The organism is Alcaligenes sp. SJTW-7 (assembly GCF_047716895.1).
GTDB lineage: Bacteria > Pseudomonadota > Gammaproteobacteria > Burkholderiales > Burkholderiaceae_B > Alcaligenes > Alcaligenes ammonioxydans.
Genome location: NZ_CP136682.1, coordinates 2,769,020 through 2,794,768, shown reverse-complemented (window position 1 = coordinate 2,794,768; position 25,749 = coordinate 2,769,020). Strand labels below are relative to the sequence as shown.

The 25,749-nt window shown below is 57.4% G+C and carries 25 protein-coding genes; 19 read left to right on the top strand and 6 right to left on the bottom strand.

What is annotated here, in order from left to right; genetic code table 11:
• Positions 1-43: 43 nt before the first annotated feature.
• The 10 genes from RSQ48_RS12675 to RSQ48_RS12630 all read left to right on the top strand — a co-directional run bounded on the left by RSQ48_RS12675 (position 44) and on the right by RSQ48_RS12630 (position 11,776).
• Complete coding sequence (locus RSQ48_RS12675) at positions 44-1,378, top strand: type II and III secretion system protein family protein (RefSeq protein ID WP_059318032.1); 1,335 nt, start codon at positions 44-46, stop codon at positions 1,376-1,378.
• A gap of 41 nt (positions 1,379-1,419) precedes the next feature.
• On the top strand, positions 1,420-2,673 hold the full coding sequence (locus RSQ48_RS12670) for an AAA family ATPase (RefSeq protein WP_415301852.1): 1,254 nt from the start codon (positions 1,420-1,422) through the stop codon (positions 2,671-2,673).
• 27 nt (positions 2,674-2,700) lie between these two features.
• A complete protein-coding gene (locus RSQ48_RS12665; RefSeq protein ID WP_059318031.1) occupies positions 2,701-4,035 on the top strand; it encodes a CpaF family protein in 1,335 nt (444 codons plus the stop codon).
• A complete protein-coding gene (locus RSQ48_RS12660) occupies positions 4,036-4,959 on the top strand; it encodes a type II secretion system F family protein (protein ID WP_003801132.1) in 924 nt (307 codons plus the stop codon). It abuts the gene before it with no gap.
• A gap of 9 nt (positions 4,960-4,968) precedes the next feature.
• Entirely contained in the window at positions 4,969-5,949 is a 981-nt protein-coding gene (locus RSQ48_RS12655) for a type II secretion system F family protein (RefSeq protein WP_003801131.1), read from the top strand.
• Positions 5,950-5,954: 5 nt separating this feature from the next.
• Positions 5,955-6,950, top strand: coding sequence for a tetratricopeptide repeat protein (locus RSQ48_RS12650; protein WP_059318062.1), 996 nt, complete (start codon positions 5,955-5,957; stop codon positions 6,948-6,950).
• A 25-nt stretch (positions 6,951-6,975) separates the two neighbouring features.
• Positions 6,976-7,473 carry a DUF3613 domain-containing protein gene (locus tag RSQ48_RS12645; protein ID WP_415301851.1) on the top strand — a complete coding sequence of 166 codons (498 nt, stop codon included), beginning with the start codon at positions 6,976-6,978 and terminating at the stop codon, positions 7,471-7,473.
• Positions 7,474-7,507: 34 nt separating this feature from the next.
• The gene (locus RSQ48_RS12640; protein ID WP_219234985.1) at positions 7,508-9,580 is read left to right on the top strand and encodes a pilus assembly protein TadG-related protein; all 2,073 of its coding nucleotides are present in this window, start codon (positions 7,508-7,510) and stop codon (positions 9,578-9,580) included.
• A 20-nt stretch (positions 9,581-9,600) separates the two neighbouring features.
• Positions 9,601-11,004 carry a sigma 54-interacting transcriptional regulator gene (locus tag RSQ48_RS12635; RefSeq protein WP_003801127.1) on the top strand — a complete coding sequence of 468 codons (1,404 nt, stop codon included), beginning with the start codon at positions 9,601-9,603 and terminating at the stop codon, positions 11,002-11,004.
• 88 nt (positions 11,005-11,092) lie between these two features.
• On the top strand, positions 11,093-11,776 hold the full coding sequence (locus tag RSQ48_RS12630) for a DUF2968 domain-containing protein (RefSeq protein ID WP_219234983.1): 684 nt from the start codon (positions 11,093-11,095) through the stop codon (positions 11,774-11,776).
• Positions 11,777-11,900: 124 nt separating this feature from the next.
• On the opposite strand, the gene RSQ48_RS12625 is transcribed toward RSQ48_RS12630, so the two are convergent.
• Genes RSQ48_RS12625 through RSQ48_RS12615 form a run of 3 tightly spaced genes read right to left on the bottom strand, consistent with a single transcriptional unit; the run spans position 11,901 to position 14,542 of the window.
• Complete coding sequence (locus RSQ48_RS12625; protein WP_059318026.1) at positions 11,901-13,073, bottom strand: vWA domain-containing protein; 1,173 nt, start codon at positions 13,071-13,073, stop codon at positions 11,901-11,903.
• A complete protein-coding gene (locus tag RSQ48_RS12620) occupies positions 13,063-13,683 on the bottom strand; it encodes a GNAT family N-acetyltransferase (protein WP_131070798.1) in 621 nt (206 codons plus the stop codon). Before RSQ48_RS12620 ends, RSQ48_RS12625 begins: the two co-directional genes overlap by 11 nt.
• 1 nt (position 13,684) lies before the next feature.
• Entirely contained in the window at positions 13,685-14,542 is an 858-nt protein-coding gene (locus RSQ48_RS12615) for an AAA family ATPase (RefSeq protein ID WP_003801120.1), read from the bottom strand.
• A 232-nt stretch (positions 14,543-14,774) separates the two neighbouring features.
• Between RSQ48_RS12615 and RSQ48_RS12610 the strand changes: the two genes are divergently transcribed.
• Together RSQ48_RS12610 and RSQ48_RS12605 are read left to right on the top strand one after the other, a co-directional pair.
• Entirely contained in the window at positions 14,775-15,116 is a 342-nt protein-coding gene (locus tag RSQ48_RS12610) for a c-type cytochrome (RefSeq protein WP_193353488.1), read from the top strand.
• A 16-nt stretch (positions 15,117-15,132) separates the two neighbouring features.
• The gene (locus RSQ48_RS12605; protein ID WP_003801116.1) at positions 15,133-15,501 is read left to right on the top strand and encodes a c-type cytochrome; all 369 of its coding nucleotides are present in this window, start codon (positions 15,133-15,135) and stop codon (positions 15,499-15,501) included.
• 29 nt (positions 15,502-15,530) lie between these two features.
• Here RSQ48_RS12605 and RSQ48_RS12600 read toward each other — a convergent pair whose 3' ends face one another.
• Positions 15,531-15,959 carry a DUF1841 family protein gene (locus RSQ48_RS12600; RefSeq protein ID WP_415301850.1) on the bottom strand — a complete coding sequence of 143 codons (429 nt, stop codon included), beginning with the start codon at positions 15,957-15,959 and terminating at the stop codon, positions 15,531-15,533.
• Between the two features lie 266 nt (positions 15,960-16,225).
• On the opposite strand from RSQ48_RS12600, the gene icd reads away from it, so the two are divergent.
• The 3 genes from icd (at position 16,226) to RSQ48_RS12585 (ending at position 20,362) form a co-directional block, all read left to right on the top strand.
• Positions 16,226-17,482 (top strand): NADP-dependent isocitrate dehydrogenase, encoded by a 1,257-nt coding sequence (gene icd / locus RSQ48_RS12595; protein WP_003801112.1) that lies wholly within the window; start codon positions 16,226-16,228, stop codon positions 17,480-17,482.
• 306 nt (positions 17,483-17,788) lie between these two features.
• Complete coding sequence (locus RSQ48_RS12590) at positions 17,789-19,024, top strand: acyl-Coa dehydrogenase type 2 domain-containing protein (protein ID WP_003801110.1); 1,236 nt, start codon at positions 17,789-17,791, stop codon at positions 19,022-19,024.
• Positions 19,025-19,027: 3 nt separating this feature from the next.
• Positions 19,028-20,362, top strand: coding sequence for a carboxylesterase family protein (locus RSQ48_RS12585; protein ID WP_415301849.1), 1,335 nt, complete (start codon positions 19,028-19,030; stop codon positions 20,360-20,362).
• 14 nt (positions 20,363-20,376) lie between these two features.
• On the opposite strand, the gene RSQ48_RS12580 is transcribed toward RSQ48_RS12585, so the two are convergent.
• On the bottom strand, positions 20,377-21,273 hold the full coding sequence (locus RSQ48_RS12580; protein ID WP_415301848.1) for a PaaX family transcriptional regulator C-terminal domain-containing protein: 897 nt from the start codon (positions 21,271-21,273) through the stop codon (positions 20,377-20,379).
• A 152-nt stretch (positions 21,274-21,425) separates the two neighbouring features.
• Entirely contained in the window at positions 21,426-21,731 is a 306-nt protein-coding gene (locus RSQ48_RS12575; protein WP_003801105.1) for a Dabb family protein, read from the bottom strand.
• Positions 21,732-22,008: 277 nt separating this feature from the next.
• Between RSQ48_RS12575 and RSQ48_RS12570 the strand changes: the two genes are divergently transcribed.
• From RSQ48_RS12570 to RSQ48_RS12555, 4 genes are all read left to right on the top strand, one after another.
• Positions 22,009-22,506, top strand: coding sequence for a flavin reductase family protein (locus tag RSQ48_RS12570; protein ID WP_415301847.1), 498 nt, complete (start codon positions 22,009-22,011; stop codon positions 22,504-22,506).
• A 59-nt stretch (positions 22,507-22,565) separates the two neighbouring features.
• A complete protein-coding gene (locus tag RSQ48_RS12565) occupies positions 22,566-23,897 on the top strand; it encodes an MFS transporter (protein ID WP_301605909.1) in 1,332 nt (443 codons plus the stop codon).
• A gap of 68 nt (positions 23,898-23,965) precedes the next feature.
• Positions 23,966-25,012 (top strand): peptidase M29, encoded by a 1,047-nt coding sequence (locus RSQ48_RS12560; protein WP_131070794.1) that lies wholly within the window; start codon positions 23,966-23,968, stop codon positions 25,010-25,012.
• Positions 25,013-25,216: 204 nt separating this feature from the next.
• Positions 25,217-25,543: a tetratricopeptide repeat protein gene (locus RSQ48_RS12555; RefSeq protein ID WP_003801101.1), complete on the top strand. Its 327-nt coding sequence runs from the start codon at positions 25,217-25,219 to the stop codon at positions 25,541-25,543.
• Positions 25,544-25,749: the final 206 nt, after the last annotated feature.

Below are 25,749 nucleotides of genomic sequence, written 5' to 3'. Positions count from 1 at the left end.
GGCGGTTGACGAGAAGCGACGCAAGGCAGCATGGATTAAACACATGAGACAGAAAATCAGAAAAGCAGGTCTGGGTTTGGGGTGCTGGTATGCGCTCTGCTTGTCGGTTTTGGCACCGGTGCCTGTCATGGCGCAAACGGCTCAAACCAGCGCCAGCCAGAAGGTGATACGCCTGGTGGCCAACGATCAGGATATTTTACGTTTGTCGCAAGTCCCGCTGCGTGTGGCGATTAGCGATGAAAGCGTGGCGGATGTGCAAATTCTGTCCGCATCGGCCGGGCAACGCGGCGAGGTGCTGCTGATTGGTAAACGCGCGGGCACGGCGGATCTGCGTGTCTGGATGCCGGGCCGCACGAATCCGGATCGGTGGACGATTGAAGTGAGCAGTCAGGTGCAACAGCAACTGGCGCAGGCCGGTCGTCCCATGTCGGCGCAAGTCTCCAGCGCCGGACAACAGGCTTTGATTACCGGCAGCAGCCCGTCTTTGCTGGACCATCAGGATGCCATGGCGGCCGCGCGTTCCGGCGCAAGCCCGGATGCGCCCGTGCTGGACCTGTCCGAGGTCAGTACCAGCGGCATGGTCCAGGTGGAAGTCAAAGTGGTGGAAGTTTCCCGCGAAGTCATGAAAGACATTGGCCTCAGTGCCAATGCCATCGGTGGCAAGCCCTGGACAGGCGGGGTGAACTTGCTGCCCCAGGCGATTTCGGGCGGATTGAGTCTGGCGTATAACTCCCGCAACTTCAGTGCGGCGTTGAATCTGCTTGAGCAAAACGGACTGGCCCGGATTCTGGCCGAGCCAACCTTGGTCGCCATGTCCGGTCATAGCGCCAGCTTCCTGTCCGGTGGTGAGATTCCCATCCCCAGCTCAGGGGGCCTGGGAACCACCACGGTGGAGTACAAACCTTTTGGTATTGGGTTGACGGTCACGCCGACGGTGCTCTCAGCCGAACGTATTGCCTTGAAAGTCGCGCCAGAAGCCAGCGAGCTGGATTACTCGCGCGTTGTGGAAATGCCGGGCGGGGGCGTGATGCCGTCTTTGCGTACCCGACGAGCCGACACCACGATCGAGCTGGGTGATGGCCAGAGCTACATCATCAGTGGCCTGGTGTCCCGTCAGACTGCCGCAGCGGTCAAAAAGATTCCTTTCTTGGGTGACTTGCCGATTCTGGGCAGTTTTTTCCGCAATGTGCAGTACAGCCAGAGCGAGCTGGAGCTGGTCATTGTCGTCACCCCTCGTCTGATTAAACCGATCCAGAAGGGGGCAACGATAGCCCTGCCGGGAGGGCGTCAGGAAAAGCTGGATGACGCGCCGAATGCCTGGGGCTATTTCTTGCTGGGCCGACACGGCTATGAGCAGATGCCAGGGTTTTCGCGCTAAGCGCGTGGAGTGGTGACGTGCAACGATACCGGGAATATCTCTTGTGTACAGAGCACCCCGAGCTGGCCGTGATGATTAACGCGGCCGCCGCGGGGCTGCTGACGGTGCGGGCCATTGAACCCACGACCGAGAGTTTGCGCCGGGAGCTGGCCCAGCAGGCAGAGCCTTTGGTGTTTTTTGATTTCGTTCATGGGCAGCATGGGGACGAGAACGGGCAGGTGGTGGCGCTGGTGCGCAGCCTGGCCCGACTCGATGCCAGCGTGCAGCGTGTGGCAGTGGGCCGGGCGTCGGTTCCGCAAGGTCCGGTCAATGCCCTGCGAGCCGGAGCGAATGAATTTCTGGATCTGGATGCCAGGGAGGACCTGCATCATCAATTGCAGGTGTTGATAGAAAAGCTGGGCCAGACCCAGCACAGCCCTTTGTTGGACAAACCTTTTCGCAGCATTTTGCTGATGAGTGCCCGTATCGGCGTTGGCTGCAGTACGGCAGCCAGCAGTCTGGCCTGGTTGTTGCAGCAGGAAATGAACCGTTTGGGCAAAGAGATGCGGGGAGTGTCATCGGCCAAGCCCTTGCCTGTCGAGCTGGTGCCCTTGAGTGAACGTGTGGGTCTGCTGGATCTGGGGGCTCCGACGGGAGACTGTGCGCTCTACATGGGCTTGCGGTCGGATTTTGACTTTATTCAGGCTGCCGCGCAGCGTCATCGCATGGACGACACCATGCTGCACTCGGCGCTGGCCCAGCACATCAGCGGATTGAACCTGCTGTCCTTGCCGGCTGATGTCAATACGCTCAATCAGATCAGCCTGGAGGACTCCCTGAGTCTGTGCAGTTACCTGCGCGAACGCATGGGATGTCTGGTCATTGATGCCGGTGGCTTTCCCAACCCGCGTTTTCTGGTGGAGCTGGAGTCATTGGTCGATGAGGTGTTGATTGTCACGGATCAGAGCATGGGTGCGCTGGTCTCGCTGGCCGAGTTCCTGGCGCTAAGGACCCAGTTTGATGCGCTGGCCAATGTGCGCCTGGTGGTCAATCAGTTCGATCCCGCCTATGGCTTTTCCGGTCAGGCGATTGCCGAGCGTTTTGATCTGGAGCTGGCTGCCGTGCTGCCGGACCGGCGTCTGGGGCATATGCGCAGCGCGGGCCTGGGCAAGATTTTAGTGCAGGTCGATGAGAGGGACCCGTATACCCGCGCGTTGCAGAATCTGGCATCGGGGTTGACGGGACGCAGGCAGGGGCTGTCGCAAAACAAGGTCAGTACGGTTTTGGGACGGTTGAAATTCAGGTTCGGGGGCTGAACAGGCCCAAGCATGGAAAAGTAAGGCATGAACAATACTTCATTGCTCGGTGGGCGTCCCGACCTGATTCAGGTCCGGGAACAGGCCCATGAACATTTGCTGGCTCGTATCGAGGAGTTGGGAGCCGAGTTTGGTCGCTGGACACGGCAGGCCATTCAGGATTTTGTTGGCATTGAACTGGCCAGCTTTGTTCGTTTGAAACGGGTGCCGGTCAACGAACAGGAGGTTCGGGAGATCGTCCAGGCCTTGACCCGCGAACTGGCAGGGCTGGGGCCGCTGGAGGACTTGCTGGAAGATCCTAGCGTTGAAGACATTCTGATCAACGGTCATGACAAGTTGTTCGTCTCGCGCGGTGGCGTTCTGCAGCGTGAACCCAGTGGCTTTACCGATGATCAGCATGTGCTGCGCATTGTGCGCCGTATTCTGGCCCCTTTGGGGCGCAGGCTGGATGAATCCGTGCCCATGGTCGATGCCCGTTTGCCCGATGGTGGTCGCCTTAATGTGGTGATTCATCCTTTGGCGGTCGATGGCCCCATGGTGTCTATCCGCAAGTTTCGCAAGGACCCGCTCAAACCAGAAGACTTGCTGCGACTGGGGGCGTTTGATGAGCCGGTGGACCGTCTGTTGCAGGCCGCCGTAGCCTCGCGCTGCAACATCCTGATTTCGGGTGGCACCAGCTCGGGCAAAACCTCCTTGTTAAATGCACTGGCGTTTTACATCCCCAAAACAGAACGGGTGGTGACGGTGGAAGATACCGCCGAGCTGGCCTTGAACCATCCCCATGTGGTGCGGCTGGAGGCGCGTCAGGCCGGGTATGACGGCAGTGGTGAAATCTCGATTCGTGAACTGTTGCGCAACAGCTTGCGTATGCGCCCGGATCGGGTCGTCGTGGGCGAGGTGCGAGGGGCCGAGGTAATCGATATGTTGCAGGCCATGAACACCGGCCACGAAGGCTCCATGGCAACAATCCATGCCAACTCGCCGCGCGAATGTGTCTACCGAGTCGAAATGCTGGCCGGTTTTGCCGGCTTTCAGGGCAGTGAGGACAGTTTGCGTCGGCAGATTGCCAGTGCGCTGGACTTCATCATTCAAATCGGTCGTTTGCCCAACGGTAAACGCCGGGTCTTGTCCATCACGGAAATCACCGGCATGGGCGATGGTGTCATCGCCATGCAAGAGCTGTATCGCCACGAGTCCTATGTGCTCGATGACGGCACCGAACAGGATCGCTGGGTCAGCCTGGGCATTCACCCACATACGCGCAAGCTGATGCAGTATCGCGATCAACTGGCCAATGAGCAGGTTCAGGCTCAGGAAAATGCGCCCAAGGAGGGTGGCGGATTCTGGGATTGGAGACGCTAAATGATGGCTTTGTATAGCGCCTTGGCGGCGGTCATCTTGATGCTGGTCGCTTTGTTGCTCTGGGCCAAAGGCGCTCAGCGCCAGCAGGCCCGGCGCTCGGCACAAGTGCTGGAACAGCAGTTGGCATTGCGTCCTGCCGTTCAAAGCAGCGTACGGGCCCAGCCTGCCGCTCAGGATGCCTGGCTGGCTGCGCCCAAAGGCTGGCGCGAGTTCATGTTGCGCACAGGGATTCAGCCCTCGCGTCGTTTCTATCTGATCCTTCTGCTCGGGACACTGGTCCCGCCCGCGCTTCTTTTGGCTCTGGTCGGCCCGGTGGCTGGCCTGGCCATGCTGATTGCGACCGTTTTGGGCGCCTACACCTACCTCTGGTTTCGAAGTGACAAGCGTCACCGCAAGATCGTCTCCCAGATCCCGGATTTTCTGGACTTGATGGTGCGCCTGATCACCATCGGTAACAGCATGGGAGCGGCATTTCTGAATGCAGCCGACAACACGCCACAGCCTTTGGGTCAGGTGCTGCAAGATGCCAACTCCTTACATCGCTCCGGGCAGGATCTGGATGTGGCCTTGCGTACGGTCTCGCGTCAGCACGGCTTGCATGAGCTTTTTCTGGTGGCTGCAGTCATTAGTGTGGCGATGCGTTTTGGGGGGCGCAGTGATCAGACCATGGAACGGATGGCCGGCTTCATGCGTGACCGGGAAAACGCCCGCAGCGAACTGGTGGCCCTGTCGGCGGAAGTGCGGTTGTCGGCCTGGATACTGGCTTTATTGCCGATCCTGATCGGCGTCTACATCCTGATGTTCAATAACGAGCTTTTTCTGACCATGTGGAATGACCCGGTGGGGTTTCGCATGTTGTTGTTTGCAGCGGTCCTGCAGTGTGTGGGCTGTTATTGGCTGTATTGGATGGCGCGTAATGTCTAGGAGCAAGACATGATGGCCTTGGAAGCACAAACTGTTTTGGTCTGGGCCGCGGTGGCGTGTGCGTTGGCCGGCCTGATCCTGTTGGCTTTGTGGTTGCATCACTATTGGCAGCAGCGCCAGCAGGCTCTGCGCTTGAGCCAGGTGGTCGATGAGCGACTGAAAGGGGCACCACAGGGGGGGCATACGCCCAGTCAGTCTCGCCAGACGGTGGAACAAATCAAGATGCAGGCGGGCAGTCTGGGGGAGCGCTGGCTCAAAGGCCGCTTCGGCTCCAGTTTGCTGAGCGAGGAAGACCGCTTGTTGATCGCCAATGCGGGTTTCAGGCAGCTGGATGTGGCGCGTCAATATTTTGTCTTGAGTCGAGTGGGCTTGAGCGTCGTGTTGATCCTTGTATTCAGCTTGCTGCCGATGACCCGCCAACTCAATGACTTCGTGCCCTTTGTGTCGGTGTTCATCGGTTTTGCACTGGGTTGGATGCTGCCCAAATGGTGGTTGTTGCGCCGTGTGTCACAACGCCGCCAGCGTATCGCGACCGAGCTGCCCTTGTTTGTAGACCTGCTGCGTTTGCTGCAGGGAGTGGGCCTGTCGATGGACCAGACCTTGCATACCATTGAGCGCGAATTTCACGATGTGATCCCGGTTATGGGTTCAGAGCTGACCATCGCTGTCGAACAATATGCCCGCGGCCGTACCCGCGAGCAGTCATTGGAGCGGATTGCCAACGGCTTTACCAACGAGGATCTGGCCGTGATCTGCCGCTTGATTGTGCAGGTGGATCAGCATGGTGGCGCCATGCAGGAACCTTTGCACCGTTTTGGTGTGCGTTTGCGCGAGCAACGACGTCTGGAGCTGAAAGCCAAGGTAGGCAAATTAACCGTGAAGATGACAGGTGTCATGGTCCTGACCTTGCTGCCTGCTTTATTGATTATTACGGCAGGGTCAGGCTTTCTGGCTTTGTTCCGTGGCTTGAGCCAAGTGGCCGGAGGATGATTGTGATGAAGATATCGACTTGGATTCGTCCCGTGCTGCGCTGGGCTGCACTGGGCTTGAGCAGCACCTGGCTGGTGGCGTGCTCTACCACGGACTCTGCCTACGAACTGGTGCGTCAGCAACAGGAACAGGAGGCCTTTTTGCAGAGCAAGGAAATTGAGCACTGGGAAAAGCGCAAGCCTACCGACAGACAGATGGCCGTGCGCATGCTGCAAGAGACGCAGACGCAAGGGCGGTATTTTGCCTCGTTGGCTTATGCCGAGGCCATGGAAAAAGAGTATGGGGCCGACCCTGAGATCATGGTGTTGCGAGCGGAGGCCCAGCGTCAAACCGGCCAGCTTGAGCAAGCCGCGCACACCTTTAACGCGCTGCTCAACACACCGGTTGCCGCCAGGGCATATCAAGGTTTGGGGCTGATTGCCGGCTCACAACAGCACTTTGAACAGGCCGCCCATTTTCTCAAACAGGCTGCCGGGCGAGATCCGACCAATGCGATTTTGCAAAGTGACCTGGCTTACGCCTATCTGCGTTCCGGCCGACCTCAGGAAGCGCGCCTGGCCTTGGGCAAGGCGGCCGAGCTGGCTCCGGAGAACCCGAAGATTCTGAGCAATATGGCTTTGTATCTACTGGTCAGTCAGGAGACGCAACGCGCTGGTTTTGTCATGCAGCAAGCCGGTATGGATGCCGCGACCCAACAGGCGGTGGTTCAAATGGCCGAGCAAATCGGGCAGGAGCTCGAACAACTGCACGCGCGTCAGCAGCAGCAAAAACAGCAGGAGCAGTATCTGGCCGAGGCGACCCGGGATGAACAGGCTCGTGTCCAGGCGGTGGCATTGCGTCCGTCCGCCTCGATCAGGCCGGTTCAGGGGGGTAATCGCGCTGTGCCGTCACCGCCGCAGGCGGCATCGCGTGTAGTCCCGGCCGTGGTTTCTTCGTCCCAAGCGGGCCTGAACCGGCCCTTGCTCGAGAGCCTGGGCTCTGTGCCTTCTTCAATGAATTGATTGCCGTTTTTTCAAGGATATCGCAATGAATCGATCCCGAATTTTGGCCTGCTGCACTTTGTTGATGGCCACGGGCGCGTGGGCGCAGACACAAGCGCCGCTCACCGGCACCATGGGCTCTGGCACAAGGACTTATCCGCTCAATGCCCCTGCGGTCGCCGCCGGCAATCAGGGCGTTCACACGCCGGCAGTGCCTGCCGATGAGCCGCCCGCGGCCACGTCAGCGCCACGACAGCCTTACGGAACGTACCGTTTGACTGACAAGGAGGTGCATCCTTGGCCAGAAGTAGAAGGGTTGCCCGTGCATGTACAGAACGAACGTCGTCATATTCCACCGCGTCTGGAAGTGGGGCCGGATACTCGCAGCCTGCTCAGTATGCAGGCGGACCCTGAGCGTGAAGGTCAGGTGCTGCCTGTGCATGGAGCCGCCGCCAATCTGGCCTGGGAGCGCTATTTGAACAGCTTTAAGCATCCCATCCCTGAGTACATGACAGAGCGCATCAAAACCAACAGTGGCGATTAAGGCCTGCGAGGCCAGGGCGGGTCAGGAGAGCGAGATGAAATGGGGAAGAACGCGAACCCAGGGTGAACCGGCGCACAAGCAGCAAGGCTCAATTATTGTGCCCGCGGCCGCTGCACTGCTGGTCGGGGTGGTGCTGCTGGGGGCGGCCCATGTGGGACACAGTTTCTACGTGAAGCGCAGTCTGCAAAATGCCGCGGATCTGGCAGCCCTCGCGGGAGCACAGGCCCTGGGCTCCGGGGATCAGGCTGGTTGCCAGCAGGGTGAGGGCATGGCCCGATTCAGCCTGCGTAGCCAGCCAGATTCACCGGCTGCCGCCTTGAAAGGGGACGGGGTCATCGTTCTGTGTGGGAAATGGAATAGCAGCCATAGCGAGCCGGCACAACGCTTTGTTCCCACCTTGCCGGCGGACGCGGTGCGAGTGAAGTTGAGCTATCAGCCGCCTTCCTTATTCCCTTTTTATACTTCTCCGGTGATTGAGGCTGTGGCCACGGCCAGGAACAGTGAGCCGGTGGCCACGTTTTCGGTGGGCAGTCGTCTGTTGTCCTTAAAACGCAACGGCTTGGTCTATAACCTGCTACGTGGCGTGGGCCTGCGTCCCGATCAGTTGACGGTGCTGGATTCGGCCGGACTGGTCAATGCCAAGATCACCCCGTCGGGACTGTTGAAGGCACTGGGCCTGCCGGCAACGGTGATTGCCGGTGTGGGTACGCCTGAGGAGCTGGCCCGTCTGGAGCGGCTGACTCTGGCTGATTTGCTCAGTGCCAGTCTGGATTTGCTGGATCAGCAAAAGACATTGGGCCTGGATGTGGGCGCTTTGCAGGATTACATCAGGCTGCTGCTTGGGGTGGGGCCGTTGGATTTGCCAGTCAAATTGCTGGGCGAGGGCGGCATCTTGGCCCTGATCAACGGGGTGGACCCCTTGTCAGCGTTGAATGTGAATCTGGATGTGCTGCAACTGGTCAATACCGGGCTGGTGGTGGCCAATGGACAGAATCTGATTGATTTGAATCTGACGGCCTTGCCCTCGAGCCTGACCAATATGTTTAATAACGCCCTGGACTTGCGGGTGCGGGTGGTGGAGCCGCCCAGCATTGCCATGGGTGGCGTAGGCACCAAGGCAAACTCGGCGGGAGTGCGGGTGTATGTGAATCTGGACAGCTCCAAGATTCCACTGGCGGGCCCGATCCTGAAAGTGCTGGGCACCGAAGTGAGTCTGCCTATTATTATCGAACTGTCCCAAGCAACCGGGGAACTGGTGAATGTCTGCCGCGCCCCGATTGCTGAAAATCAAGCCACGATCGCGGTCAGTTCCTCGCTGGTGAACGTGTGTCTGGGCAAGTTCCCGCATTCGGACTTTTTCTCTACCAGCAACAGTTGCAAGGATGACTCTTTCGGGCAGATTCAGCGTCATCGCGTCATTAATGTGCTCGGTATTTTGCCCTTGACCGCCAAAGTGACCCTGCCCTTGATTGATACCAAGAATCCCGTTCAGGTAACACTGACCGCGCCGCCGGGCGAACCCTCCGAAAAGACCGTGAACGCCACTCAACTGGATCTGTCCCGCAGCGTGCGTTTGCTCTCGGACGCGGTCTTGTCGGGCATTTTGGGCGATTTGCTCAACACGCCCTGGAGTGGCGCCTCTGGCAAGCGCCAGATGGCCGAGAGTCTGGTCGGGGATGGGGCGGGGCGCTCCGTGTCTGAGGTCGTCAACGAGATGAACTGGTCCAAGGAACGCATGGACCAACTGGCCCGGACCATGAGTCAGAACGGCTTGATTGGTGTACTGGGCGGGACCCTGGGTTTTGTCGATAATTTGCTCACCACGTTATTAGGGGCCCCCTTAAGTGATCTGGCCTGTGTGATTGGTGGAATCGGGGGCCAGACAGCCATGCGTGAGTGCCGTACCGGCGCCGTGGAACTGTTGGTTTTCAAGGATTCCAACCTGGTCGGCGCGGTATTGAGCCTGGTCGTTGCCTTGCTGGACCCAGTCTTGCAGGGCTTGAGCCTGTTGCTGGAGGAGTTGCTTAAACTGCTGGGCCTCAGTCTGGTCGAGGCCGATGTGAAACTTCATGATGTGCAGTGTGGTACTGCCTATCTGGTGCAATAAGGCGGGAGGCGAGCACGGCAATGAGTGTCAGCTTTATGGGTAATGAGCCTGTTTTGTATGTCTGGGAGGGGAGTTCTGACCTGGTGACCCGCGCTGAGCGCGCCATGGAGCCCAGCTCGGTCGCGGTCATGCGCGTGGAGCCGTCCCTGGTACTGGACGCCGAGCGCCATCCCACGCGCCATGCGGTCGCGCTGGTGTCGGTCAGTGTGATGGCGCAGGGCCGGTTCGAGCAGCATCAGTGGCTGGTGGAGCATGCGATTCCGGTTATCTGGGTGGCGTCGGAGGAGCGGGGCTACGACCCTCGCTTTTATCCCTCGGCGTATTCCTACACATTACCCTTGTCCTTCAGTCCAGCCGAGTTGCGTACGCTAGTGGCCAAACTGGCCGGACTGACTGCACAGCTCGAGCGGGAAGGGCGGGGTGGGCCACAGCCTTTGGTGGCCGTCTCGCCTGTGATGCGGGCCCTGATTGCCGAGGCGGATATGTATGCTGACAGCGGGGCCAGCGTGCTGATCCATGGGGAAACCGGGGTGGGAAAGGAGCGCATTGCCCAATTGCTGCATGAGCGCTCCTCGCGTGCCCAAGGCCCTTTTGTTCCCGTGAACTGCGGAGCGGTGCCAGAAGGCTTGTTCGAAGCGCATTTCTTCGGTCACGCAAAAGGGGCTTTCACCGGCGCAATCGGGGCTCACAAGGGCTATTTTGAACAAGCCGACCAGGGAACCTTGTTTCTGGATGAGATCGGAGATTTGCCCTTGCATCAGCAGGTCAAGCTGCTGCGTGTACTGGAGCAGCGTTCTGTGACGCGCCTCGGATCAACGCAAGTGATTCCGGTGGATTTCCGGATGGTGGCCGCCACCAACAAGAACCTGTTGGGACTGGTACAGCAGGGTCAGTTCCGTGCGGACCTGTATTACCGTCTGGCGGTGGTGGAACTATTGGTCCCGAACCTGGAGCAGCGGGGCCCGCAAGAAAAAATTGCTATTTTCTGTGCCCTGCTGGAGCAGGCTCTGGAGTGTGATGTCGAGGACATTCCCCAGTGGGTCCTGGATGCCGTAGGCAGCATGCGCTTTAACGGGAATGTGCGTGAGCTGGCCAATCTGGTGGAGCGCGTGGCGGTCATGAGCAAGCAGTTCGGAGCCTGGGAGTCCGTGCAGTTGCGGCAGGTGCTCGAACGCTTTAATGCGCCGGTCAGGACCCCGGCGACGGCCCTGCCCGAAGGCGCGACCATTCTGGAACGGCCCGAGCCGGCCATCAGCCTCAGTGCTCAGGAGCAGGAAGAACGCGCCCGCATTATCGCTGTGCTGGACACGCAGAACTGGCGGCGCCAGGACACGGCGGCTGTTTTAGGCATTTCCCGTAAAGTGTTGTGGGAAAAGATGCGCAAATTCAACATAAAGGCACAAGACGCGACATCGCGCGTTTAGAATACGGGGCTGATTCTGTGTATCAAGCTAAACACAAAAAATTGATTAACAAGGGATGGGTATGGTGAACCTTAGTCAGAAGACGGCTATGTTGCTGTCCGTGGGCGGACTTCTTTTATTGTCGGCGTGCAGCTCGGTGTCTTTGGTCCAGGAGCCGGAGCGTCCCGTGGTGGCGCAAACCCAAGAGCAGGAAGTCCAGGAAGTGGCCCCGGTCGCGGCAGCCGAGCCTGCCTCTGCGCCAGCAGCACCAGCTTATCAGAACACCACCGTGGCCCAGTTGCAGCAGTTGATCCAGGCGCGTGGGGTACAGGAGCTGCGCACGGCCTACAACGGTCGCTTTGGAGCCAGTCTCTTGTTCTCGGCCGAAACCATGACCTACTACGTGGCTCTGTTCCAGCAGCGTGAGTTCTGGCGTGTCTTCAAGACCACGGACGAATCCCTGGCTGAACGCATGTACACCCAGTACCGTCAGGATACGGTTGATTTTGCTGCCGCCGATCTGGAACGCATCAAGCTGCAGGCAGAAGTGGCCAATGCAGAAAAGAAACTCAATGAAAGCGCAGACCAATTGACGGTTTTGCAAAACGATCTGGCTTTGCAGCGCCAGCAGGAAGCCTTGGCCATTGCCCAGCGTGAGGAGTCGCGCCGTGAGGCACAGGCCCTGGCCGAGCAGGAACGGGAGGCGCGTGAGCAACTGCGTGAATTGCAGCGGCAGATCAAGGAACTGGAGCAGCAACGGGCAGGGATGTTGCAGCGGCAGAAAGGGCGCTGATGGCTCCATTTTAAAAATGTGAAGAAAAACCCGCATGGTTTCATGGCTCTGCGGGTTTTTTACAGCTGATTGAAAAGACCCGAAACCCGGGTCTTTTTGTTTCCTGCTTGATAGAAGGCTGACGCTAGCGTGACAAGTACCGCATCGCCTCTTCCAGCCCTGCGCTGGTAACGGGGTACATGTGATCGGACATCAGGTTCTGGATGATGGCGATGGACTGGCGGTAAGGCCAGTAAGCCTTCGGCTCGGGGTTGAGCCAGACGATGCGGGGCCAGTGGTCGTTGAGCCTTTGCAGCCAGGCCGCGCCGGTCTCCTTGTTGTAGTGCTCGACCGAGCCGCCAGGCGCCATGATTTCATAGGGGCTCATGGTGGCATCGCCCACAATGATGATGCGCCAGTCCTCGTTGTACTTGCGCAGCAAATCCCAGGTATCCAGTCGTTCACTTTGCCGTCGTGAATTGTGTCGCCATACCGACTCATACACGCAGTTATGGAAGTAATACGCTTCCAGGTGCTTGAACTCCGAGCGGGCCGCCGAGAAGAGAGATTCCACCTGAGCGATGTGGTCATCCATGCTGCCGCCCACATCCAGCAACATCAGCACATTGACGCGGTTTTGCCGCTCCGCCTGCATGTGTAGATCCAGCATGCCCGCATTACGGGCGGTCTCGCGTATGGTGCTCTCCAGATCCAGTTCGGTGGCGGCACCTTGCCGTGCGAAGCGTCGCAGTCGACGCAAGGCCATCTTGAAGTTGCGAGTGCCCAGCTCCTGCTGGTCATCGTAATCCACGAATTCGCGTTTTTCCCAGACCTTGATGGCGGTGCGATTGCCGGCCGATGGGCCACCGATACGGATACCTTCGGGATGGTAGCCCCCGTGGCCAAAGGGCGAGGAGCCGCCGGTGCCAATCCACTTGCTGCCCCCCGCGTGACGTCCCTGCTGCTCTTTCAGACGTTCCTTGAACATCTCCAGCAGTTTGTCCAGGCCATGCTTTTCCAGAGCGGCTTTTTGCTCGGGGCTGAGATGACGCGTCAGCGTTTTGCGCAGCCAATCTTCCGGCAAGGTTTTGTCTTTGGCCAGCGCTTCCAGTTGTGGCTGGTAAAACTCGCCAAAGGCCAGATCAAAGCGATCGTACAGCGTTTCGTCTTTAATCAGCACCAACCTGGACAGATGATAGAAATCGTCCAGGGTGGGCGGCATGATGCCTTTGCACAGGGCGTCCAGCAGGGTCAGGTGCTCCTGGATCGAAACCGGTAGTCCGCGCTCGCGCAGGTGGTAGAAAAAATCAAGCAACATGGCTGTGCTGCCTTAGTTTGTCGAGCAAGTGGGCGCGTGTGTCGGGCCACTCGCCTGCCATCAGGCTGTAGAACATCGTGTCGCGGATGGTACCGTCGCGGCGGAGGGCATGGTGGCGAACCCGCCCATCAAAACGCGCTCCCAGGCGAGTGATGGCTTGTTGGGATTTGAGGTTCAGATGATCGGTACGCCAGCCCACGACGCCAGCCCCTAAGGTCTCGAAGGCGTGTTGCAGCAAAAGTAGCTTGGCCGCTGTATTGACATGGCTGCGCTGCGCGCTGCGTGCGTACCAGGTGTAGCCAATTTCCAGCCGGGCCACTGGCGCGACAATGTCATGGTAGCGAGTGGTGCCGACGGCGCGTGCCGTCGTCAGATCGCGTACCAGAAAGGGCAGCATATGGCCTTGCTCCAGACCGTCCAATGCCTTTTTGACATAGTCCTGGGCCTGGCCGGGGGCGGGCACGCTGGTCACCCGTACATTCCAGAGCTCGCCGTCGGCCGCGGCGGCTTCCAGCAGTTCCGCATGCGCCAGCTGCAAAGGCTCAAGTCGCACTCCCCATCCTTCCAGTGTCAGGGGGGCAAGCGGCTGGGAGAAAGCGCTCGCTTGCATATCAGCTCCTGCGCTGGCTGCGTTGGCTCATGGCGGCCAGGCGTTGCATCAAGGACAGATCCTGTTCGTTTTTCAACAGGGCACCGGCCATCGGGGGCAGACCTTCGTCCAGTTCGTGCAGGGCCTCGGCAGGAATGTCGTTGGCCAGCAGCAGACGCAGCCAATCCAGAAACTCCGAGGTGGAGGGCTTTTTCTTCAGCCCCGGTACCTCGCGCAAGGCAAAAAAAGTATCCAAGGCGCTAGCCAGGATGTCGCTGCGCAGATTGGGGTAATGCACGGCCACAATCTGTTCCATGGTCTCGCGCTCGGGGAAACGGATGTAGTGAAAGAAACAGCGGCGCAGGAACGCGTCGGGCAGATCTTTTTCGTTATTGGACGTAATGATGATTAAAGGGCGATGGCGTGCCTTGACGGTCTGGCGAGTTTCGTAAACATGAAACTCCATGCGATCCAGCTCCTGCAGCAAATCGTTGGGGAACTCGATGTCGGCCTTGTCGATCTCGTCGATCAATACGACGGCCGGCTCTTCGGACTCAAAGGCTTGCCACAGTGTGCCCTGCACAATGTAGTTGCCAATATCGCGGACTTTTTCATCGCCCAGTTGCGAATCGCGCAGACGCGAGACCGCATCGTATTCATACAGGCCTTGATGTGCCTTGGTGGTGGACTTGATGTGCCACTGCAGTAGCGGGCGGCCCAAGGCGCGGGCCACTTCCAGGGCCAGCAGCGTCTTGCCGGTGCCAGGTTCACCTTTGATCAACAACGGACGCTGCAGCGTCAACGCGGCGTTGACGGCCAGCTTCAGATCATCGGTGGCAACGTATTGATCGGTGCCTTCAAAACGGGTCGTAGTAGTCATAAAGCGGCTCAAACTTGTACTTAAAATGTTGATCTGTCAAGAATAGAAACTCGGGTATAAATACTAGTATCAGTCATCCTTGGCAATTATCATACAATCGACTCAGTACTCGTCGGTCAGCATCACAGAGCCAGGTGTCGCGTTGTTTCACCTTTTGCTGCAATGGACGCAGAGCCTGACCCAGACCGTTTTCAACTCCACAACAAAGCGAATAGCGATGATGAAGTTGCAAATGAAGCGGTATGTCTCTTTCTTTCTTCTGGCCTCAAGCGCCTGCCTGCCCTGGGCAGCCAAGGCGCAGGATTCCGCGCCGATCAAGGCCGATCCCGAGGCGGCGCGCGACAAGATTTCCATGTGTATAGGCTGTCATGGCTTGCCCGGTTACAAGGCCAGCTTTCCCGAGGTCTATCACGTCCCCATGATTGCCGGGCAAGGAGCCGCGTACATCGAAGCAGCGCTTAAAGAGTACGCCAGTGGTGCCCGAACCTTCCCCACCATGCAGGCCATTGCCCAGAGTTTGTCAGAGCAGGACATGGCCGATATTGCCGCGTACTACGCGGCCATCAAACCTTAAGGACGGGGAGGTGGATATGAAAAAAGCAGTCGTGCTGGTGCTGGTGGGATTGATGGCCGGTGCGGGCGCTCAAGCCATGGCGGCCGACGATCTGGTTACGGCAGGTGGGCAAGCCTGGAAGAGACTCAATTGCGCATCCTGTCACGGAGAGGACGCGAAAACCCCCTTGAACCCTGAATACCCTGTGTTGGCCGGTCAGCATGCAGATTACCTGCGTCAGGCCTTGATGGCTTATCAGCGTGGACAAAAGGGGGCGCCGGCCAGCTCTAACATTCGCAAAAATGCCGTCATGGGCGCCATGGCCAACACCATGAGTCAGGCCGACATTGACAGCGTGTCAGTCTGGCTCTCGCGCCAGCCTGGTCCCTTGAGCACCCGCAAGTAAGCATTACCCGGCGCAGAGGCGTGGCGATGTTAATCGCGCGTGCTGTGGCGCAAGATGAGTTCGATGTAGCGTTCGTTGTTCAGCGGTGTGCCCAGCCGTTGTGCCTCCCAGATGACTTCGCCCAGCGCTTCCATGATGATATGGGCTGCGGCATGTGGGTCGTGCGCGGCCAATAGGCGCTGGTAGGCGTTTTTGATGCCGGGTGGCTGATCAATGGATAGCTGCTCATTAATGGCCAGATGCATGGACAGATGCAAGAAGGGGTTGCTGCGTCCTTGCTCGATCGAGTAGTCCTGGTTGAGGGCATCGGCGTTGCGCAAATCTTCGTGGTATTCGGGGTGCTGTTGCACCAGATCCACCGCCATGGTCTCCAGAGCCGTCAACAGATGACCGCTCTGGTGCTTATCCCAGGCTTCGATGAAAAATTGGCGAACCTGTTCGCGAGAGGGGTTGAACATGGTGGAATCAAGAAAAAAGGGTCAGGAAATCGGTACGGATGCTGCGTCAGTGGCGTCCAGTTGTGTAGGCGATAGGCCCATACAAGCGGCAAACGGGGCCGTGTAGAATAGATAAGTTGTCAAGAATGCAAGCATTTTTGGCAAGCTTTGAGTTTACAGGTGCCTGAATACGCGCGAATTAAGTTAAACTCTTATATAAGACTTCGGAAACGCGAAAGCGTTCCGTGTTTAGCTATCCCTAATATTGGAGCACAACTGGAGCATCCATGTCCTATCAGCATATCAAGATCCCCGCGTCGGGGCAGAAAATTACAGTTAACGCGGATTTTTCCCTGAATGTTCCCGATCAACCCATTATTCCTTACATCGAGGGTGATGGTACGGGTGTGGATATTTCGCCAGTCATGATCAAAGTGGTCGATGCTGCCGTTGCCAAAGCTTACGGTGGCAAGCGCAAGATCGAATGGATGGAAGTGTACGCCGGCGAGAAATCCACCAAGGTATACGGTTCCGACGTGTGGCTGCCAGAAGAAACCCTGGATGCCGTTAAAGACTACGTTGTTTCCATCAAAGGCCCTCTGACCACTCCCGTTGGCGGTGGCATCCGTTCCTTGAACGTGGCCCTGCGTCAACAACTGGACCTGTACGTCTGCCTGCGCCCTGTGCGCTACTTCAAGGGCGTTCCTTCGCCTGTGCGTGAGCCAGAAAAGACCGAAATGGTCATTTTCCGCGAAAACTCCGAAGACATTTACGCTGGTATCGAGTTTGCTGCCGAGTCCGAAAACGCCAAGAAGCTGATCGACTTCCTGCAAAACACCCTGGGCGTGAACAAGATTCGCTTCCCCAATACCTCCGGCATTGGTGTCAAGCCCGTGTCCCGCGAAGGTACCGAGCGCCTGGTGCGCAAGGCCATCCAGTACGCCATCGACAATGATCGCTCTTCCGTGACGATCGTTCACAAGGGCAACATCATGAAGTTCACCGAAGGTGGCTTCCGTGATTGGGCTTACGAACTGGCTCAAAAAGAATTCGGCGCCGAGCTGATCGACGGCGGCCCATGGTGCAAATTCAAGAATCCCAAGACCGGTCGTGAGATCATCGTCAAGGATTCGATTGCTGACGCCTTCTTGCAACAGATTCTGCTGCGCCCTGCCGAGTACGACGTTATCGCCACACTGAACCTGAACGGCGACTACATCTCCGACGCGTTGGCTGCACAAGTGGGTGGTATTGGTATCGCTCCTGGCGCCAACCTGTCCGACTCCGTAGCCATGTTCGAAGCTACCCACGGTACGGCTCCCAAGTACGCTGGCAAAGACTACGTGAACCCAGGTTCGCTGATCCTGTCTGCTGAAATGATGCTGCGTCACATGGGTTGGACAGAAGCTGCTGATCTGATCATCTCCAGCATGGAAAAATCCATCACCTCGCGCAAAGTTACGTATGACTTTGCCCGTCTGATGGAAGGTGCGACCCAAGTGTCCTGCTCCGGCTTCGGTGACGTGATGATCGAAAACATGTAATGAAAACAGGCTTTTAAGCCAGTTTTCTACATGACAAACCGCCGACCTTCGGGTCGGCGGTTTTTTTTCGCCCCATGCTTTGGCAGGCTGTTCTGCGCCTTTTTTATTTCTGCTTTTGTACTCAAACTATTTTTGATCGTTAGTTTTATGCAATTTAAACTGCGGATGAATTGTAATTTTTACTAGGTAAATACCCCTATAAACCCAATAAAACAAGGGGTTTTGTATATTTTTCTGGCAATTGATATTGCGATTATTTAACGATGGCTATAAATTTGAAATATCAAATAATTCTAAGGAGCGGTTATGGCTATCACAGGAGCACCATTGCTTGTCGAGCGTGAGCGGACGATCGTCACGCAGGCCCCGTCCCGTCAGGAGACAGAGGAGATTCTGGAACGTATCCACGACATCGGCCCGCTGCTACGCGAGTTGGCCCCTCAGGCTGACCGTAATCGCGTGTTGTCAGACGAGACGGTTCAAGCTTTGGAGTCCACCGGAGCCTGGCGTATTTCAGCCTTGAAGCGTTACGGTGGTTACGAGGGTGGGGCCGAGATGCTGTTACAGTGCGCCAGCGCGGTGGGCTATTACGATCCGGCGGCCGCCTGGTGTGTGGTGATTTCAAATGGTTCGGTGATGCTTGCCAATCGTTTCAGCGATGCCATGCTGGATGAAGTGTTTGCGGATGGCCCCATCCGCGCTGCGTCTATCTTTGCCCAGCCCCAAGGCACAGCAAGGCCCGACGGCGAAGGCTGGCGTATCACAGGCAAGTGGCCCTTCGCCTCGAACAGCAATCACTCGGACTGGGCGCTTGGGATTTTGTTCATTAAAGAAAGCGAGCAGGCCGAGCCCACCGTGGGCTTTGTGTTAATGCGTCGTGATGAGTTTGAAATTCAGGATACCTGGTACACCATCGGTATGCGCGGTTCGGGCTCCAACACGATGGTGGCTGAAAACCTGTGGGTGCCTAAAGAGCGACTGATTACCTTTCAGCAATTGATGGGGGATGTACAGGAGCAAGACCCTCTGGCCACATTTGGCCGTCGTTTGACCCCGCATTTGACCATGTCGACCTGCATTCAAGCGCCATCGTTAGGTGCGGCTCAGGCCGCGATGGATTTCACCAGCGGCGTCAGTGGCAAGCGTGGCATTACCTACACCCATTACACGAAACAGTCGGACTCAGGGGCGTTCGTTCAGAACCTGGGGGCAGCCAGTATTCAGATTGATAGCGCGCGTTTATTGTTGGAGCGCGCTGCAGCGCAGATTGATGCGGCTGCTTCTGGCATAGTGCCCATGCCCTTGGCGCTGCGTGCCCGCCACCGCGCCGGGATCGGTCATGCTGGGCATGAACTGGTGGATGCGGTGAATAATCTGTGCTGGTTGCATGGCACTGCCTCCTTTGCGGAAAACAGTCTGCTGGGCCGCATGTGGCGCGATATCAATACAGGCACTCGCCATGCTTCGATTACGGCACCGATGGGCTACGAGCTTCACGGTAACGGCATGACCGGTACGCCTTATATTTCCAACAAGCTTTAAGCCATGACGGCGACATTGCGGATCCATGCCCCCTCGCGTCGTTGTCGTGCCGATGGCGTGAAAGTGCAGGCCTGGTATGGCCTGCGTTACGCCCAAGGCACGCGCCGTTTTGAAGCGGCGCAGGCGGCGATCGGGCGGATGGCAGCGACATCGCTGGATCAGGTGCCTGTCTTTCCGCAGCGCCCTAGCCGTCTTGCTGCGGTCATGGGCGCAGGCAGTGCCAATCCGCAATCTGAAGACGCATATTTTCTGAATGTGTGGGCACCTGCCCAAGCGCAAGGTCTGCCCGTGCTGTTCTTTATCCACGGCGGTGCCTGGATGAGTGGCGGCGCTTCTTTGGACTGGTATGACGGCACCCGTCTGGCAGCGCAGGGCATGGTGGTGGTCAATGTGAATTATCGCCTCGGTGCCTTGGGGCACTTGGGTGATGCACAAGCGGACGACTTGCCCTTGCCGGCAGCCGATTTGCGCTTGGCGCTCCAATGGGTGAAGGATTGCATCCACGCCTTTGGTGGCGATCCGGACAAGATCACCTTGATGGGGCAGTCGGCGGGTGGCTGGTACGCGCATTTGCTTAGCGTGCTGGAGTCCACACGAGGCTGGATTGATCGTGTGGCCTTGCTCAGCATGGGAACGCGCACGCCATGGTCGCCCGAGCAGCAAAGAAAAACCACGGAACGCGTGCGACAAAGCCTGGGCGATCAGTGGCTGACCGCGGATGTGGATATCGTGATGCAGCACGGCATGATGGCTTTGGACAAAGAACCGCCACGTTTGGCTCATGCTCCGTCAGCATTCTTGCCTGTGATCAGTGCCGGGATGCCACCGGATTTATGGAATCCTGACTGGGCGGCGCACGCCTGCCATGCACAGGCGGTGTATCTGCGCTGTACTGCCCAAGAGTCCTCGGTGTTCTTTTTTGACGTGCCTTTTCATCGGCAGGCGACGCAAGAGCAGGTGGATCAGGCGTTGGGTGAATGGCCTGTGGGGGATTTGCCCGCCATTCTGTTACGAAATGGGATGTATCAGGGAGCGGGGTCGGGCCTGACGCCGTATCGGCAAGTTGTTGCAGCCTCGTCATGGTTGCAATTTCAGCGTTTTCCCACGCACTATGCGGCCAGTTTGAAGGCAGCGGGGCATTCTGTGATTTGGAGTGACTTCACGGAACAAAGCCCGCTGGAGGCTGTGTTCAGCGGGCATTGTTTTGATTTGCCGTTCCAGTTTGGCAACTTCCAGGCCTGGCAGGATGCACCCATGATGCAGGGGGTGACGCTGGAGCGGTTTGAGCGTGTCGCCCAGGACTTGATGGGTGACATCGCTCGCTTTGCAGGGGCGTAACGAAAGGAGTGGACTTAGTCCGTCCCGCGGGCCTTCCAGTTTGGAATGGCCTGCTGCACGTGTTGCGAGCTCAAGGGGCTCAGCAGTCGATGCAAGTCACCAAACAGTTTGCGGGCCGAATTGCCTACCCAGTTGTCTGGCAACAGCTCGGGTGCCAGGCCGGGGTCCAGAAAGGGCAGTCGGCGCCAGCGGGTCACCATGGGCATATAGAGGCGGAAGGCTTGCAGAGGGTCGCCCGTGCCTTGGCGCAAAGCGGTTTGCCAGACTTCAACCTCGTCCTGATACGCGTTCAAAAAAGACTGGTACTCATTAGCCAGCTTGTCCCAATTCCACCAGCGGGAGATTTTTTCCTGAATATCGCTCAGGCCGCTAGGCTCACAGGTGAACAGCTCAATATAAGGCCACAGTTGGTGCTCGCGGATGTACTCCACGGCTTCGGCCTGCAAGCGAGCCGGGCCTATATACAAGCCAGCATTTACCGTGCCGAACCCCATCCGTGACAGGCCCGTTCGAATCTTGTGGCGATTCTGACGCTCACTTTCGGGAACGGAGAAAGAGACCAGGAGCCAAGGGTCGCGGATATTCATGGAGGGCGAGGAGAAAATCCGTTCGTCGCCCGCTTGCATGTGAGGCTCAAGCTCGGCGGCCAAGGCATAGCCTTTTCCTGAGGCGGCCGGCTGGCTGATCAGCACGCCTTTTTTCTTGAGTCGTGAGATGGCAGAGCGCACGCTGGAGGACTCTGCGCCCAGATCGGACAGCAACTGAACGACGCTGGCCACGGGGATGGTGATGCCGGCGGGGCGGGCGAACAAACCATAAAGCGTCAGAATGTAATGATGCGGGGCAAGTTGTTCGTGTTCGCCATGGTCGCGGCTGGCGATGAACTCATCAATCGCGATGCTTGCTTTCATTCTGTTTTCCGGTGGTGGGGCGGATGGCTACCCATTTTTGATAGTAGGTTTGCAGCGAGCCATTTTACCGTGCGTACCCCAGCGGCGCTAGCGTTGTCGGATTGGGACTTGCAGGGGGGGGGGCTATGTACCTGAGCGGGCGCTCAGGCGTTTTAGGGCAAGCTTTCCTCCAGCACGCTATCGAGCACCACAATGTCCTGAATGTGCGGGGTGATGGCCTCCAGCATGGCCTGATGAGCGTCGCTTTCTCTATAAGCGTCCAGCGCTTCCTGGGAGCGGAATACCGATAGCAGAGCATGGCTGTAGCGTGCGGAGCTGCGTGACAGATTTGGCACCCACTCAAAGCGTTCTATCCCTGGGCACTCTTGCCGTATGCGGATAAAAGCGTGATCCAGTGTAGATGCCAGCTCGGGCTTAATGGGGGCGTGGGGCGCCATCAAAACGATATGCAGGTACATATTGTCCTTTGCAGAAAAACTTGTTTTGTTGCAAATAAATTATCAAGAAAGATAATACGCAATAAAATTTATATAAATTGTATAGGTCTATAGCTTTTAAAATGACGTTTTTTCATAGGGTTAATACCTAAAATCAATAAACAAACCCTAGTAAAAGCAAATTTGTTATTGCAAATAAATGACGATCGAAACAGAATTGAGTTCAGGTGAGTGAGCGCTAGGAACGCTCTTCACCTATTGGGTTCTGGTTCTTTAACGCCTGAGCAGGGTCATCGTCATGAAAGAAAGCATAAGTGGGTTGGGGGCCAGGGCGGTACGCGAAGCCTTCGGGCATTTTCCGTCGGGGGTTGCAGCCATTGCAGCCGTGCTCGATGGCAAGCCGCACGTCATTGTTGCGTCCAGTTTTTCCGTAGGGGTCTCGCTAGCCCCGCCTTTGGCTGCCTTTTTTGTGCAGAAAAGTTCCTCGACCTGGGCGCTGCTGTCTCGCGCCTCGCGTCTGGGGGTATCCATTTTGAGTGCTGAACATGCGGCTATTTGTCGTCAGCTGGCCGGGCCTGATAAGGACAGCCGCTTCAGCGATGTCGAGGTCGAGCTGACCGAGGAGGGGGCCGTCCATATAAAAGGGGTATCAGTCTGGTTTGACTGCAGTGTTTTTCAAGTGCATCCGGCTGGGGACCACGATGCCGTGCAATTGCTTATCCACGATGTGCAGATCGAGCGCGAAGTCTCGCCATTGATCTTCCATCGCTCTCGTTTCACGCAGTTGGTGGCCTAAGCCGCCGGATCAACAACAAAAAACAAGAAGCATAACTATCACAGTGAAGGGGACATCTCTTGGACGCACCTACATCATCTTTGCGCGAGCAGCCCATGACTGCCGCGCAGCGTCGACGCGTTATTTTGGGGGTTGGGGCGGGCAACGCCCTGGAGTGGTATGACTGGACGGCTTATTCGATTTTTGCCGCCTATTTTGCCAAGCAGTTTTTCCATAGCGAGGACCCGCTGGCCGCATTGCTGGGCACGCTGGCAGTATTTGCCGTTGGTTTTTTCATGCGTCCTCTGGGAGGCATCTTTTTTGGCTGGCTGGCCGACCGCAAGGGACGACGGTTCACCATGACCTTGTCCATGTTGATTACCGCGTTGGGCAGTCTGGTGATCGGCATTGCGCCCACCTATGACATGGTGGGGCCGATTGCCGCTTTGTTCTTGTTGATGGGGCGCTTGTTACAAGGGATTGGTCATGGTGGTGAGGTGGTTTCTTCCTTCACTTATGTCACGGAAATGGCGCCCGCTCATAAACGCGGGCTGTGGTCGTCCTCTGTTTTTGTGTTTGTCACAATTGGCGTGCTGGCCGCGGTCTTGCTCAGTGCCTGCCTGACCAGTCTGCTGGGGGAGGAGGTCGTTCGAGCCTGGGCATGGCGTGTTCCCTTTGTATTGGGGGGTGCCTTGGGAGTGTATGCGCTGTATCTGCGCAGAAAGCTCGATGAAACCCCCATGTTCAAAGCCCGTCAGGCTGCAGCACAAGCCTCGGGCAAAACGGCACGCCCTGGCGCGCGCGTGTTCTGGGCCGAGGTCTGGAAGTACCGCAGCGCCTGCTTGCGTGTATTCGCTTTGTCGGCAGGCGGCACCGTCTTGTATTACGTCTGGGCCATCATGGCGCCGACCTTTGCCATCACCTCCCTGGGCATGCCTGCTGCCAAGGTGATGTGGGTGGGCGTAGGAGCAAATATATTTTTGATCTTGTGCCTGATCTTCTGGGGGGCGTTCTCCGATCGTTTCGGTCGCAAGGTGAACTGGTATTTTTTTTCCATCGGTTCAATCATCAGCATCATTCCATTGACGATGGTGCTGACCGGCGGACAGGGCGAGATCTGGCGTCTGGTGGTATTCATGATGGGCGGCATGCTTCTGATCTCGGCGCCTACCGCCATCATGCCCGCTTTTTTTCCTGAGCAGTTCCCGACACGCATCCGTGCGGTCGCCATGGGGCTGCCGTATTCGGTTGCCGGTGCCTTGACGGGCGGGACTGCTCCCTATTTGCAAGCCTGGCTGCATTCGATCAATCAAAAGCAGGTTTTTGACTGGTATTTGATCGGCCTGTGTGTTCTGGCTTTGTGGGCCACGATTGCCTCGCCTGAAACCAGGGGCAAGGATTTGCACGACTGATGTGCAGAGGCGCCGCCCGGCTGAAAAAGCCGCGCAGCGCCTTTTTTGAATTTTCAAGGAGTAGTGAGATGTTGCGTGAGCATATTGAAGGCAAGTGGATTGCTGATTTTGTAGAAGTGTTTGGACTGTGCAAGGTGCAGCCCGGCGAAATGGCAGTCGTGCTGTCCGAGACGCAATCGCGCTCTGTGCTGGCCGAGCTGGCCGAGTTGGCCCTGACGCAAATGGGGGCGCGGGTTTGTCATGTGAAACTGGTCTCGCCACGACTGAAAAGCAATATTGCCCTGCGCTCGACTGGGACTTCCTTGGCTCTGGAAGGCATGGACCCGATAGTCCAGGCTTTGGCAGGCAGCCAGTTCATCGTGGACTGCACCGTAGAAGGGCTGCTGCATTCGCCCGAGCGTGCCGCACTGCTGGCCAAAGGGGCCCGCATCATGATGATTAGCGACGAGCACCCCGAGATTCTGGAGCGGGTCAAACCCAGTCCTTACCTGCAAGGCAAGTGCGATCTTGGCGGCAAGCTGATTACCGATGCGAGTGTCATGCACATTAGCTCCGAGGCCGGCACGGATCTGACAGTCAGCCTGGAGGGGGTGATTGGACGCGGCAGCGCCGGAATTGCCGACAAGCCGGGCAGTTTTGGATACTGGCCGGCAGGTCTGTGCATTTGCTACCCCAGCAATGGTAGTGTGAATGGGACGTTGGTGCTCGATAGCGGAGATGTGAACTTGACCTTCAAGCGCTATCTGGAGTCGGCCGTGACCCTGCGTATCGAAAATGATTATGTCGTGGCGATTGAGGGCAAGGGTGTAGACGCTGATTTGATCCGTTCTTATTACGCCAGCTGGAACGACAAGGATGCCTATGCCGTCAGTCATGTGGGCTGGGGCATGGCACCGGCGGCTCGCTGGGATTCCATGGCCATGTACGACAAGCGCGATACCAACGGAACCGAGTTGCGTGCCTTTGCCGGTAACTTCCTTTTCTCTACCGGAGCGAATCCCGCTGCAGGCCGTTTTTCTGATTGCCATTTTGACTACCCCATGCGCAATTGCACCGTGAGTCTGGATGGGCGTGAGGTCGTCAGCAAGGGAGTTTTGCAAGGCGATCTGGCCTAAAGGCGGCACTCGCCGGAGAATGGACCTACAGAGCCTGGCCTGCTGAGGCCGCCTTTTGATATTCCGTGGTACAAAACCAGGCTTAATGCTTGATGGCCGGACCGTTCAAGAGCTATCAAGCTATTTAGGCTTGTGCGAGTCGCTATTGTGTTTTGTACGAAGACAGCGCAACCACGACTTGCTTTGTTTTCAAGGGTACGGATTATGCGTGAAGGACTGGAAAAATTGCTGGTTGCTGGCAAGGATAACGCTTTGCTGCGCTTTGGCCTGGGTAACGCATGTATGGGCGAGGGCGATCTGGAGGCGGCTCGCGAGCATTTTTCTAAAGCCGTAGAAATGAATCCGCGTTACACCGCAGCCTGGAAGTTGTTGGGGCGGGTACTGGTCAACCTGGGGCAATTTACGCAGGCGCAGCACGTTCTGGAGCAAGGTCTGGTGATTGCCCAGGAGCAGGGCGACAAACAGGCAGAGAAAGAAATGCAGGTGTTTTTGAAACGGGCTGTGAAGGGGCAGGGCCCGGCAACCCAATAAGAAGCGCCGAAGGTAGTGGCTGATATTTTCTTACCATGCGGGTATCAGTGCATTCCCTAAGTGTGACACTTTTATAAATGGGGCACAATACGTTCCATGCAGGTGAGGAGACATAGCCCGCAAAGCTGGGCAATAAAGACCGAAGCAAAACGGTCACTACTATAAAAGCAATAGGCAGTACAACATAACAACAACAAAAAAAAGGC

Excerpts from the sequence above, each read along its gene's own strand:
- RSQ48_RS12675 (WP_059318032.1), top strand. The coding sequence starts at position 44 with ATGAGACAGAAAATCAGAAAAGCAGGTCTGGGTTTGGGGTGCTGGTAT.
- RSQ48_RS12665 (WP_059318031.1), top strand. The coding sequence starts at position 2,701 with ATGAACAATACTTCATTGCTCGGTGGGCGTCCCGACCTGATTCAGGTC.
- RSQ48_RS12660 (WP_003801132.1), top strand. The coding sequence starts at position 4,036 with ATGATGGCTTTGTATAGCGCCTTGGCGGCGGTCATCTTGATGCTGGTC.
- RSQ48_RS12655 (WP_003801131.1), top strand. The coding sequence starts at position 4,969 with ATGATGGCCTTGGAAGCACAAACTGTTTTGGTCTGGGCCGCGGTGGCG.
- RSQ48_RS12650 (WP_059318062.1), top strand. The coding sequence starts at position 5,955 with ATGAAGATATCGACTTGGATTCGTCCCGTGCTGCGCTGGGCTGCACTG.
- RSQ48_RS12645 (WP_415301851.1), top strand. The coding sequence starts at position 6,976 with ATGAATCGATCCCGAATTTTGGCCTGCTGCACTTTGTTGATGGCCACG.
- RSQ48_RS12640 (WP_219234985.1), top strand. The coding sequence starts at position 7,508 with ATGAAATGGGGAAGAACGCGAACCCAGGGTGAACCGGCGCACAAGCAG.
- RSQ48_RS12635 (WP_003801127.1), top strand. The coding sequence starts at position 9,601 with ATGAGTGTCAGCTTTATGGGTAATGAGCCTGTTTTGTATGTCTGGGAG.
- RSQ48_RS12630 (WP_219234983.1), top strand. The coding sequence starts at position 11,093 with ATGTTGCTGTCCGTGGGCGGACTTCTTTTATTGTCGGCGTGCAGCTCG.
- RSQ48_RS12625 (WP_059318026.1), bottom strand. The coding sequence starts at position 13,073 with ATGTTGCTTGATTTTTTCTACCACCTGCGCGAGCGCGGACTACCGGTT.
- RSQ48_RS12620 (WP_131070798.1), bottom strand. The coding sequence starts at position 13,683 with ATGCAAGCGAGCGCTTTCTCCCAGCCGCTTGCCCCCCTGACACTGGAA.
- RSQ48_RS12615 (WP_003801120.1), bottom strand. The coding sequence starts at position 14,542 with ATGACTACTACGACCCGTTTTGAAGGCACCGATCAATACGTTGCCACC.
- RSQ48_RS12610 (WP_193353488.1), top strand. The coding sequence starts at position 14,775 with ATGAAGCGGTATGTCTCTTTCTTTCTTCTGGCCTCAAGCGCCTGCCTG.
- RSQ48_RS12605 (WP_003801116.1), top strand. The coding sequence starts at position 15,133 with ATGAAAAAAGCAGTCGTGCTGGTGCTGGTGGGATTGATGGCCGGTGCG.
- RSQ48_RS12600 (WP_415301850.1), bottom strand. The coding sequence starts at position 15,959 with ATGTTCAACCCCTCTCGCGAACAGGTTCGCCAATTTTTCATCGAAGCC.
- icd (WP_003801112.1), top strand. The coding sequence starts at position 16,226 with ATGTCCTATCAGCATATCAAGATCCCCGCGTCGGGGCAGAAAATTACA.
- RSQ48_RS12590 (WP_003801110.1), top strand. The coding sequence starts at position 17,789 with ATGGCTATCACAGGAGCACCATTGCTTGTCGAGCGTGAGCGGACGATC.
- RSQ48_RS12585 (WP_415301849.1), top strand. The coding sequence starts at position 19,028 with ATGACGGCGACATTGCGGATCCATGCCCCCTCGCGTCGTTGTCGTGCC.
- RSQ48_RS12580 (WP_415301848.1), bottom strand. The coding sequence starts at position 21,273 with ATGAAAGCAAGCATCGCGATTGATGAGTTCATCGCCAGCCGCGACCAT.
- RSQ48_RS12575 (WP_003801105.1), bottom strand. The coding sequence starts at position 21,731 with ATGTACCTGCATATCGTTTTGATGGCGCCCCACGCCCCCATTAAGCCC.
- RSQ48_RS12570 (WP_415301847.1), top strand. The coding sequence starts at position 22,009 with ATGAAAGAAAGCATAAGTGGGTTGGGGGCCAGGGCGGTACGCGAAGCC.
- RSQ48_RS12560 (WP_131070794.1), top strand. The coding sequence starts at position 23,966 with ATGTTGCGTGAGCATATTGAAGGCAAGTGGATTGCTGATTTTGTAGAA.
- RSQ48_RS12555 (WP_003801101.1), top strand. The coding sequence starts at position 25,217 with ATGCGTGAAGGACTGGAAAAATTGCTGGTTGCTGGCAAGGATAACGCT.